10 protein-coding genes are annotated in these 10,389 nt (G+C 50.5%); 3 read left to right on the top strand and 7 right to left on the bottom strand.

All coding sequences use genetic code 11. The features are described from left to right. Positions 1–406: 406 nt before the first annotated feature. From BOO20_RS11320 to BOO20_RS11300, 5 genes are all read right to left on the bottom strand, one after another. Entirely contained in the window at positions 407–1,099 is a 693-nt protein-coding gene (locus BOO20_RS11320) for a TIGR04283 family arsenosugar biosynthesis glycosyltransferase (RefSeq protein ID WP_076792788.1), read from the bottom strand. Beyond that, on the bottom strand, positions 1,081–1,689 hold the full coding sequence (locus BOO20_RS11315) for a TIGR04282 family arsenosugar biosynthesis glycosyltransferase (protein ID WP_076792787.1): 609 nt from the start codon (positions 1,687–1,689) through the stop codon (positions 1,081–1,083). The genes BOO20_RS11320 and BOO20_RS11315 overlap by 19 nt, the downstream gene beginning before the upstream one ends. Positions 1,690–1,730: 41 nt before the next feature. Further along, positions 1,731–2,792: an arsenosugar biosynthesis radical SAM (seleno)protein ArsS gene (arsS, locus tag BOO20_RS11310; protein ID WP_083694671.1), complete on the bottom strand. Its 1,062-nt coding sequence runs from the start codon at positions 2,790–2,792 to the stop codon at positions 1,731–1,733. Between the two features lie 6 nt (positions 2,793–2,798). Beyond that, on the bottom strand, positions 2,799–4,160 hold the full coding sequence (locus BOO20_RS11305) for an FAD-dependent oxidoreductase (RefSeq protein WP_076792785.1): 1,362 nt from the start codon (positions 4,158–4,160) through the stop codon (positions 2,799–2,801). A 126-nt stretch (positions 4,161–4,286) separates the two neighbouring features. Further along, on the bottom strand, positions 4,287–4,478 hold the full coding sequence (locus tag BOO20_RS11300; protein WP_144277169.1) for a hypothetical protein: 192 nt from the start codon (positions 4,476–4,478) through the stop codon (positions 4,287–4,289). Positions 4,479–4,738: 260 nt separating this feature from the next. Here BOO20_RS11300 and BOO20_RS11295 point away from each other — a divergent pair, with 260 nt between their 5' ends. Both BOO20_RS11295 and BOO20_RS11290 read left to right on the top strand, forming a co-directional pair. Next, entirely contained in the window at positions 4,739–5,266 is a 528-nt protein-coding gene (locus BOO20_RS11295; protein ID WP_006366989.1) for an Lrp/AsnC family transcriptional regulator, read from the top strand. 59 nt (positions 5,267–5,325) lie between these two features. After that, positions 5,326–7,470, top strand: a complete 2,145-nt coding sequence (locus tag BOO20_RS11290) for a glutamine synthetase III (RefSeq protein ID WP_076792782.1) — start codon at positions 5,326–5,328, stop codon at positions 7,468–7,470. 58 nt (positions 7,471–7,528) lie between these two features. Here the strand turns inward: BOO20_RS11290 and BOO20_RS11285 are convergent, their stop codons facing one another. Beyond that, positions 7,529–7,948 (bottom strand): secondary thiamine-phosphate synthase enzyme YjbQ, encoded by a 420-nt coding sequence (locus tag BOO20_RS11285; RefSeq protein ID WP_076792780.1) that lies wholly within the window; start codon positions 7,946–7,948, stop codon positions 7,529–7,531. A gap of 194 nt (positions 7,949–8,142) precedes the next feature. Between BOO20_RS11285 and BOO20_RS11280 the strand changes: the two genes are divergently transcribed. Next, positions 8,143–9,336, top strand: coding sequence for an ATP-binding protein (locus BOO20_RS11280; RefSeq protein ID WP_076792779.1), 1,194 nt, complete (start codon positions 8,143–8,145; stop codon positions 9,334–9,336). A 47-nt stretch (positions 9,337–9,383) separates the two neighbouring features. Here the strand turns inward: BOO20_RS11280 and BOO20_RS11275 are convergent, their stop codons facing one another. After that, complete coding sequence (locus tag BOO20_RS11275; RefSeq protein ID WP_076792777.1) at positions 9,384–10,100, bottom strand: ArsA-related P-loop ATPase; 717 nt, start codon at positions 10,098–10,100, stop codon at positions 9,384–9,386. Positions 10,101–10,389: the final 289 nt, after the last annotated feature.

The raw sequence follows: 10,389 nt of genomic DNA, 5'->3' as shown, positions 1-10,389 counted from the left end.
AAGGTCGAGAAAAGGAATATGTAAAGCTGCATTCACAGCAATTACGCCTCTTTTAATACATCGTAGCTCTGCTGCGAGGATTCTTTATTTTGTGCGATTTCTTTCAATGAATTAACCGGTTTATCAGGGATTAAAATTTACGGAAATACGATTATTACTGTTTTTAATACTCGTTATCAGCTATTTGTATTTTGATGGTTTCCTGTAGATAAAAACAACTGATTTTATTGATGAACGTAGTTTTACTGATGGCTTCTGGTATTGTGGGCAATGACGGTTAATAGTATGCAATCGGCTCATTTCTGCTTACGTTATTTTGTTAAGTGCAACTACAGACTTGAAACCTGATTGGGAAGAAGTCGTGACGGGGGCGGCACGATGACGTAAGGGAGTAATGAAGGGTACTCTACCTGATATTCTCCCGGTAGTAGCGGAGCAGGCTCTCCTGGTCGGCACCAAGGGCGTGTATGAGATGGATGGCGGCAAAGTTTATCTGGAGGGGGATGATGCCGTTTTGCTGAAACTTTCTGGATGATGTGGTCACCTCTGTTTCGAGGATATGGACGGGAGTGTGCGCTTCAATGCGCCGGACCATGTCGTAGTCCTCCATAATCAGCATCTCCTCGTTGAAACCTCCGATCTCTTCAAAGAGGCTTCGCTCGATAAAGAGTGACTGGTCTCCGCCACGGCAGACCGGCAGTGGAAACTGTGTGAACCACCCGAAGAGGTTCATCAGCGGATGTTCATCGTCAAACCGCATTCTGAAGCAGCCTGCGCGTTTGCCTTCACTGATCGCAATGCGGATATCGTCAAGGAATGTTGAGGGCGGGATGGTATCGGCATGCAGAAAATAGAGGATTGAACCTGTGGCATGCCGGGCACCGGTGTTCATCTGCACAGCGCGCCCTTTTGTACTTCTGCACACCCTTACCGGAAATCCTGCAAGAATTTCGGGGGTCCGGTCACTGCTTGCATCACTGAGAATAATTTCAATATCCTGAGCCTCCCTGACAAGACGCAGAAGTCCCTTCATGGAGTCAGCGATCCCGGCCTCTTCGTTAAAGGTCGGGATGATTATACTTATGGGCACGGGGGCCATAAGCTGCTGTTTTTCAGATCCTCCAGCGTATCAATGTCCGACAGTTCCCTGAGCTGCTTGAAGCTGATGTTGAGTCGCAGCAGAATGTCTACACTCTCCTGAAGCACATCCGGAATGCTCCACTCCCGTTCCAAAAAGAGTTCCGGTATTGCTTTTTTCATTCCGATCAGGTAAAAGCCGCCATCCCTGGCCGGGCCGATAACGGTTTCTGAGTGTTCAAGCGCGGAAAATGCCTCTTCGATAATTTCAGCGCTCATTTCATGGCAGTCCGTGCCAATGAGTACAATACGGCGGGCACCTGTTTTAAACCCTGAGCTGAGAGCGTGATGCATCCGCTCCCCAAGATCCTTGCCCTGTTGAAGTCGGGCGGTTGTCTCTTTGGTGAGAAGCAGGTCTTCAGCCGGAATAAAATTTGAAAACCAGATCTCTTTTTTTGCGTTCACCGGCATGGTGACTCTGGCGGTCTGGCTTCTGAGTGATTCATAAATTTCAAGGGCTTTTTCATCACCGATGGCGGCTGACAGCCGTGTCTTGACCTTGCCTGCAACCGGGTTGCGTGAAAAGATGATCAGTAATTTATTTGCATGCATCGGTCGGCCTTTATGCGGTTACAGGTTTTTCAACCATTGAATTATACAAGGGATCCCTGACAGCTTGACCCCGCACCTGCGCTGCAACCGTAACAGTGCTGCCCGAGGGTTATGGTGCGGTTCCGGAGTCGGGTCTCACTGAACTCGCTGATATGCTGCGGAGCCGGTTTTCTGGTCGGCAGATGAAGCATCTGGTTGAAATCACAATCGTAAAGCGTTCCGTCCCAACCAACGGAAACGGTGGTTCTGCACATCATCTTTTCCACTGCAAGAGGATTGTAACTTTTTTCGAGCAGAGTCATATACCTGCAATACTCACCGCTTTCAAGCAGGTCGTTAAGAAAACGGCTGACCGGCATATTGGTGATGGTGAAGAGATGGCTGAACACAATACCGAACTTGTCGGCAAGATGCTTGCGGTACTCCTCTTCAAGCGCGGCCTGGTCACCGGGGAGGGTGTGGCCGGACGGATTATAGACAAGATTGAGTTCAAGGCCGCTTTTTTCGATTCCGTAGCCGAGCGTATTGAGCAGCTTGAGCGCGGCTATGGATCGGTCGAAAACACCGGTACCTCTTATCTTGTCCACGGTTTCACGTGTATAGCAGGGGAGTGAGGCGATGATGTTTACCCGCTGCTCCCGGAGGAATTCCGGCAGAGTGAGGCAGCTTTCGCCGGATGTAAAAAGCGTAAGGTTTGAGCGAACAAGGAGCTTCCCCTCAGGCAGGCAGGCTCTGATCTGCTCAATGAACCAGCGGAATTCCGGATTCATTTCCGGCGCACCACCGGTAATATCAACGGTTGTAATACTGCTGCCCTTCAGGGCTTCAAGGCAGTGCACCATGGTGCTGCGAGTCATCATCTCCCGCCGATCAGGCCCGGCATCGACGTGGCAGTGGCGGCAGAGGAGGTTGCAGGTGTAGCCGGTATTGATCTGCAGCACCTCAATTTCAGCCGGACGAAGCGGGGAGGTTCCTGACTGCGCAACTCTTTTGGCAAAAGGAGGAATACCGCACTCGGTCTCTTCGAGCAGTTTTACCTGTTGCGCCGCCGGGGTGGATACACCCTGACGGTGACGGGGTGAGGGTGAATTGGCCATAACCATCTCCAATCAGCCACCAAGCTTGCTGAGAAGCTTTTCTGCGACCTGCTTTCCACTCAGTGCAGCGCCCTCCATGGAGGCGAGGTATCGCTGATAGGTGTAATCACCGGCAAGAAAGAAATTTTTTATCGGAGTGATCTGATCCGGGCGGTACTGATCGACATCGGGCACCGCCTTGTATACCGATTGTGGAATTTTGACAAGGGTTGATTTAAGCAGTTTTGCGTCACGGGATTTCGGGAAGCGGTCGTGAATATCTTGCATAACCATGCTGATGATGACCTCGCCCGGCATATCCATCAGTTGGTGAGCCGGAGCGAGCACAAGGCTCATCACGCTGCCGCCGTTTGCAGTGCCCGTGCCCTTCTGGAAATCTTCGGGGCAGGTGAGCGAGACGTCGGCAAAGGTGGCAAAGGTGGTGCCCTGCGAAAACATCAGATTATCGGTATCGGTAATCTTGCGGTCAAACCAGAGCTGGCAGTTTGCTACCGGGCTCCCCTCAAACTGGTGCAGATTGCGGAAGTATTTGTGGGCGAGCCACTCAACCGGCAGAACGGTTTTGATATTATGTACCGGCAGCGCAGAAATATAGGCATCTGCTGTTATGGTATGGCCGTCGCGAAGCACAGCGTGCCTGATACTCTCATCACTGTTGAGCTCGAAGCGTCCCAGTTTTGCATCAACAAAAATCCGCCCCCCCTTGCTCTGTATATACTGCCGCATCGGTTCGATCATCGAATCACCGGGGTTTTTGCGGAAAAAACCGAACTTGGTAGCAGCGTAATCAGTGCCGAAATATTTGAATATGGTAATCATCGGCCGGGCGCTGATAACGTTCGGTTCAATGAAATTCATCGCCAGCGCAATGGCTCGCCACAGCTTTTGCAGTGAGTGTTCAGAAGCGCCTCTCAAACGGTGCCACTCCGAGTAGGTCATGTGATCCTGGCTGCGGAAATACTCCTCATTGCCGGCAAGGGCAGGGTAGAGCCCCTTGATGAGGGATACTTTATCCCACATGGTGAGAAAGTCCGCCTGCAAGCCTCCGACAACCTCAGCCCAGGGGCTTGGAAGGTTGGCTTTTTTGAAAAAGGATTGTTTCCCGTCACTTTCGGCATAGATAAGAGCGTGCTCTTTCCACTGGTAGTTGTTTTCAGCACCTACCCGTTTGAGATAGTGCTGGAGCTGTGAGTATCCACCAAAAACGATATGCAGTCCCGACTCTACGGAATCCCCGTCGCTATCCTTCCAGACTGAGACCTTTCCTCCGAGCACTTTACGTTTTTCATAAATCTCTACCGAGTGCCCCTTGTCGACGAGCTCTATCGCTGCACTGAGCCCTGCAACCCCGGCTCCGAAAATTGCTATTTTCACCGATTAGCTATGATTTTTATTGGAAAGGTACGTGGATTGCCTGATTCAGGCCGGGTAATATACGTAAAGATCGACCGATAACGAAAAGCGGTCCATACAGGTATTTGACAGCGGGAATGTATGGTGTCACCCTTTCAGGGCTCTGAGTGCCTTGTCAATTTCTGATAGTATTCTCATTCCGAGCCGGAATGATTCACTGACGACAAAGCGCAGATCCTGATTTGCCGGGTGGCGCGGAACAGGCGGAAATCCTCTTTTTTCTACAGGCTTTCCTTGTATCGCACTGGTATCAACTTTGTTGATCTCTCTTTCAGCCATGGAATAAAGCAATAACTGATAACAGGTTTGAAAAAACCACCTCTTCCTGTGGACTCTTGGGGTGATTTCAATAAATTGCAAAAACCACCAAAAGAAAACAACCTGCAACTGTCGTCCATCGCATAAGTAGTTCTGTAATCGGGGTTAGTCCTAAATAATTTAAGATTTTCGGTGAAAAGGTTGTGAATATTAAAGAAAATGGTTGTTTATTTCTTACAATTGTGTAATTTTCACTAAATTTGATAAAACAAAAACCGCTTATGTCCGGACATCTTGATCTGATTGATCTGAAAATCATCGAGTCTCTTGGTGAAAATGGCAGGGTTCGGTTGAGTGAGCTTGCTGAAGTGGTGGGCCTTTCCATACCATCAGTCAGCGAGAGGCTCGACAAGCTGCAGAAGAACGGCATCATCAAAGGTTTTAGCATGGAGGTTGATGAGCGGCAGCTCGGTTTTGACATTCATGCGTTTGTACGGGTAAGGATTGATTCATCCAAGCACTATAAATCATTTATGGAGCATGTGATGAAGGAAGATGAGATTATGGAGTGTTTCTCCGTTACCGGTGAAGGGTCGCATATTCTGAAGGTTATGACCCACAACACCGCATCGCTTGAGCAGTTTCTTTCGAGAATACAGAGCTGGCCGGGAGTTCTCGGCACCAACACCAGTTTTGTGCTCTCCCAGCTCAAGAAGAACAAAAAAATAAGTGCGGAGATTGTCCGCAGCAATCTTCAGGATCGTCAGGTTCTGATCACCTTTGATGAGAAGAAATCAAGAAGATCATAAGGCATTTTTTCGTTTTTTCAGTAACAGGCAGTATCCAGCAAATCAACAAGGAGGTTCTCTTGAGCAGTGAAAGTAAAATTCCGGTATCCACTTACTTTGGTGCGATGACCTTTGATCAGAAAGCCATGCGTGCAAGGCTTCCAAAAGAGGTATTCACGGCATTGCAGGGCACCATCAAGGCAGGTAAAAAAATAACTGAAGAGATTGCCGGTGTTGTGGCACACGGCATGAAAGAGTGGGCGATGGAGAAAGGTGCCACTCATTACACACACTGGTTTCAGCCGATGACCGGCTCCACGGCTGAAAAGCATGACGCTTTTCTGTCGATTGACCGTGACGGCACACCGATCGAGCGTTTTTCCGGCGAACAGTTGATCCAGGGTGAACCTGATGCATCAAGTTTCCCTTCCGGCGGTATGCGCACCACCTTTGAAGCCCGTGGCTATACCGCATGGGATCCTTCAAGTCCCGCATTTCTCATGAAGGGCGGCAAAGATCTTACCCTTTGTATTCCGACCGTCTTCATCTCCTACAACGGCGAAGCGCTTGATGCCAAAACCCCGCTTCTTCGTTCGATGGATGCCGTCAGCAAATCTTCCATCAGGCTTCTTGAAACCCTTGGAGTCAGCGGCGTTTCACGTGTCAAAACCTTTGCAGGTTGCGAACAGGAGTACTTCCTGATCGACCGGAAATACTATACCGAGCGTCCTGACCTTGTCATGTGCGGCCGTACCCTGCTGGGCGCCCTTCCTCCGAAAGGCCAGCAGCTTGAGGATCACTATTTCGGATCGATTCCTGACCGTGTGCTTGAGTTCATGCAGGATGTCGAGCACGAGCTCTATCTGCTCGGAATTCCGGCCAAAACCCGTCACAACGAGGTTGCTCCCCATCAGTTCGAGATTGCCCCGATTTTTGAAGAGGCCAATATTGCAGTCGATCACAACCTGCTGGTCATGGAGGTGATGAGAAAGATTGCCGAAAAGAAAGGCTTCGCCCTTCTTCTGGCCGAAAAGCCATTTGCAGGCATCAACGGTTCAGGCAAGCACAACAACTGGTCAATCGGCACTGATACCGGCATCAACCTGCTTGATCCGGGTGATACTCCTGAAAAGAACATTCAGTTCCTTGTTTTCCTTGTAGCCGTTCTTGGCGGTATCTACAAGAGAGCCGACGTTCTGAGAATGTCCATTGCGAGCATGGGCAACGACCATCGTCTTGGAGCCAACGAAGCGCCTCCGGCTGTGGTTACCGTTTTCCTTGGCGAGCTGCTTGAGCGAGTGCTTGACGCAATTGAGAGCGGCAAGGTAGACCTTAAAACCCAGAAGCAGGTGCTCAACCTCGGTCTGGCACAGGTGCCTGAGGTCAACAAGGACTATACCGACCGTAACCGTACCTCTCCGTTCGCCTTTACCGGCAACAAGTTCGAGTTCCGGGCTGTCGGCTCTTCGCAGGCCGCTTCTGTACCGAACATGGTGCTCAACACCCTTATGGCCGAATCGGTTGATCAGATGGCCGATGCGATTCTTGCCAAAATCAAGGCAGGAAAAGAGCGGGATACAGCAATTCTTGAGACCCTTCGCGAGCAGATCACCGCAACCAAGGCGATCCGTTACCAGGGAGATAACTACAGCGAGGCCCTTCAGCAGTATGCCAGGGATAACGGTCTGCCCAACCTGAAAAACACCCCGCAGTCACTCAGGGTGCTCCTCAAGAAGGATATTCAGGATCTCTTTATCAAGTACGGTGTTCTGACTGCCGAAGAGACCAATTCACGTCTCCACATCCGTCTTGAGCGCTATGTCAAGGGTATCGATATCGAAGCCCGTACGCTCCAGCTTATGCTGAAAACCTTTGTTATTCCTGATGTTTCCGAATATCAGGGTGATATCGGCAGCTCCTTCAACAACCTGCTTGCCGCCGCAGAGGCTATCGGTCTTTCCGACAAGGCAATCAAGAGCCAGGCTGATCATCTTAAAAAGCTGGCCGAAAACCTCTCGACCCTGATCGATCTGACCGGTGAGTTTGACGAGGTGGTTGAAAAGCTTGAGACGCTTGACAGCGAGTTCGACAAGGCTGATTACTGTGCCGACGTCCTGCTCCCCTTCATGGTCAAGGTACGTGAAGTCTCCGACCGGCTTGAGTTGATGGTTGACCGCAGCCGCTGGCAGCTTCCGACCTACTCGGAAATGCTCTTCGAGCACTGAGCCCAATCAGCATGAACAAACAAAAAAGGTCCGCACATGCGGGCCTTTTTTGTTTGTCTTATTCTCCGATGATTTTGATGAGCACCCGCTTTTTTCTCTTGCCGTCAAACTCGCCGTAGAAGATCTGCTCCCAGGTGCCGAAATGGAGCCTCCCTTTTGTGACGGCAACCACAACCTCCCGCCCCATGATCTGGCGCTTGTGATGGGCATCACCGTTATCCTCCCCGGTTCGGTTATGCTGATAGCGGCCAAGCGGTTCGTGCGGAGCAAGCTCCTCAAGCCAGCGCTTGTAGTCCTCATGCAATCCCGATTCGTCATCGTTGATAAAGACTGAGGCGGTTATATGCATTGCATTCACCAGGCAGAGCCCCTCCTGGATGCCGCTCTCCAGAAGCGCACGCTCAACGTCGCCGGTGATGTTGACAAAATCCATTCGTGCCGGTATCTGCAAAAAGAGTTCCTTGTGGTACGATTTCATGGGGTTGAAAACTGGTTAACGTTATGGGCCCTTGCTGCAAGCATTCTCTGCCGCAAGTTACGATTTTGAGATGAAGATGCCGCGCTCTTCGGGATCGGCCCTGTCTGGCCAACGTTTTATCGGCCACTTGTTTGCCGGTTTCTGAATTGCTCATTATATTGAGTAAATTCACTCAACGTACTGAGTAAAATATTATGATCATTGAGAGATCGCAAAAAGCAGTGCTGGCGAAGCGGATTGAATCAGAGCCACGTCGATTCATTCAGGTGCTGCACGGCCCCCGTCAGGTGGGTAAAACCACACTTGCCCGGCAGTTTATGCAGGCAACTTCGCTTCCTGTTCATTTTGCTTCAGCGGATCTTGTTGCTGCCGGTCAATCCAGTTGGATCACACAGCAATGGGAGACGGCACGTCTTAAACTCTCTCACTCCGGAAAGCAGGAGGCTCTGCTTGTTATTGACGAGATTCAGAAAATCAGTAACTGGAGTGAAGCTGTAAAGCGAGAGTGGGATGCCGATACGGCAAATAATATCTCGCTCAAGGTGATTCTTTTGGGCTCTTCCAGATTGTTACTCCAGCAGGGGCTTACAGAATCACTCGCCGGGCGGTTTGAAACAGTTTATATCGGTCACTGGTCTTTCGGGGAGATGAAAAAAGCGTTCGATTTTACACCCGAACAATATGTCTGGTTTGGTGGATATCCCGGAGCGGCAGCTCTCATAGCGGATGAATCACGCTGGTCAAGGTATGTTGCAGAATCGCTGATTGAAACAAGCATTTCAAAAGATATTCTTATGCTTACCCGTGTAGACAAACCAGCCCTTATGAAGCGGTTGTTTGAACTGGGATGCAGCTATTCCGGGCAGATTCTCTCCTACACCAAAATGCTTGGCCAGTTACAGGATGCCGGAAATACTACAACACTCTCTCACTATCTTCGGCTGCTTGATACCGCAGGGCTGTTGGGTGGGCTGGAAAAGTACAGCCCGGAATCACTGCGGCAAAAATCTTCAAGTCCGAAATTCCAGGTTCATAACACTGCGCTTGTCAGTGCACAGCAGCAGCTCTCCTTTGATACAGTTTCTACAAACCCGGCAATGTGGGGAAGATGGGTAGAGTCTGCAATAGGAGCCCATCTCCTGAATCACACCAGCAGTGATGCACTTAACCTTTTTTATTGGCGTCAGGGGAATCATGAGGTGGATTTTGTTCTGGTGCACTCCGGAAAAGTTATCGGAGTGGAGATAAAAAGTGGCCATACACAACGGGCATCAGGCATGGAAGCGTTCCGACGTCAATACAATCCGGACAAGGTGCTTCTCGTTGGAAACTCGGGTATTCCATGGCAGGAGTTCCTTCAGATTGATCCCCGTGAACTCTTTGCCTGAGCAGTATGTCGCCCAAGGGCTGGATAGTTGGAATGAGGCGGAATTTTTTACTCTTTTTGAGAGATGATTGCACGCAATAGCTCCTCTCCGACCGGTTCTTTTGTCAGTAATGGGACAACCGCGTATCGGCGGGCATGCTGATGGGCTACGGCATCGATCTCAACCAGTTCATTCTCTGCCCGTTCTCTCAAAAGAGGGGAGTGTGTGACTGCTGCGGCCAGACTGTTGTTGATGATCCATGCCCAGGGTTCGATTGAGGCCCTCCGCAACTCCTCGTGCAGACCGGCGGCTTCAAGTACGGGTGTGGTTTCCGCCAGGGTTACAATCAGAACCTTTGTCTGTTCGGGGTCCTGCAACACCGTCAGGGGTGTGCTGCTCTGCCCGGCGCTGCGGCTGCCTGCCTGACGGGTAAACTCCCGGTGATAGGCTCCCGTTGCATCGAGTAGCAGCAGTGTATGGCCGGTCGGAGCCGTGTCCATCACCACAAATTTATTGCCGGATTCACCGATGATACGCGAGAAGGCCTTGAAGGCGGCAATCTCGGTTGTGCAGGCTCCGGAAAGCTGCTCCTCGATGGTGTTGATCACGCTTTCGGGGAGCAGGCCCCGAACCGGCCCGATGATGCGTTCACGGTACTCCGCTGCCGATGCCTGCGGATCTATTTCAAGCGCATAAAGATTGGTAATCGTTGTGATTGGGGTGATCCGGTTGCCGATGGAAATGCCGAACACCTGCCCGACGTTCGAAGCGGGGAGGATGTTCAAGAAATTTCATGCAGGCACCTCTATTAATTATCGTAAGCGGTTTGAAGATTTATGAACCACGAAACAGACGAAATTGCACGAAATTGTGTAGGGGCGATCCTGTGTGATCGCCCGTCAATGATGACATTTCTCTTCGTCCTTGTAGTCCCTGCTGTCCTTGCTCTCTTTTCGAGCACCGCCCAACGCAGCAAATCAAATTGCGCAACAGATTTACCCATTCTTGCTACCGTGCACCTCTATTAATTATCGTAAGCGGTTTGAAGATTTATGAACCACGAAACAGACGAAA

It is taken from the genome of Chlorobium sp. KB01, assembly GCF_001975465.1.
Classification (GTDB): domain Bacteria; phylum Bacteroidota; class Chlorobiia; order Chlorobiales; family Chlorobiaceae; genus Chlorobium.
This window is presented reverse-complemented; position numbering and strand designations above follow the sequence as displayed.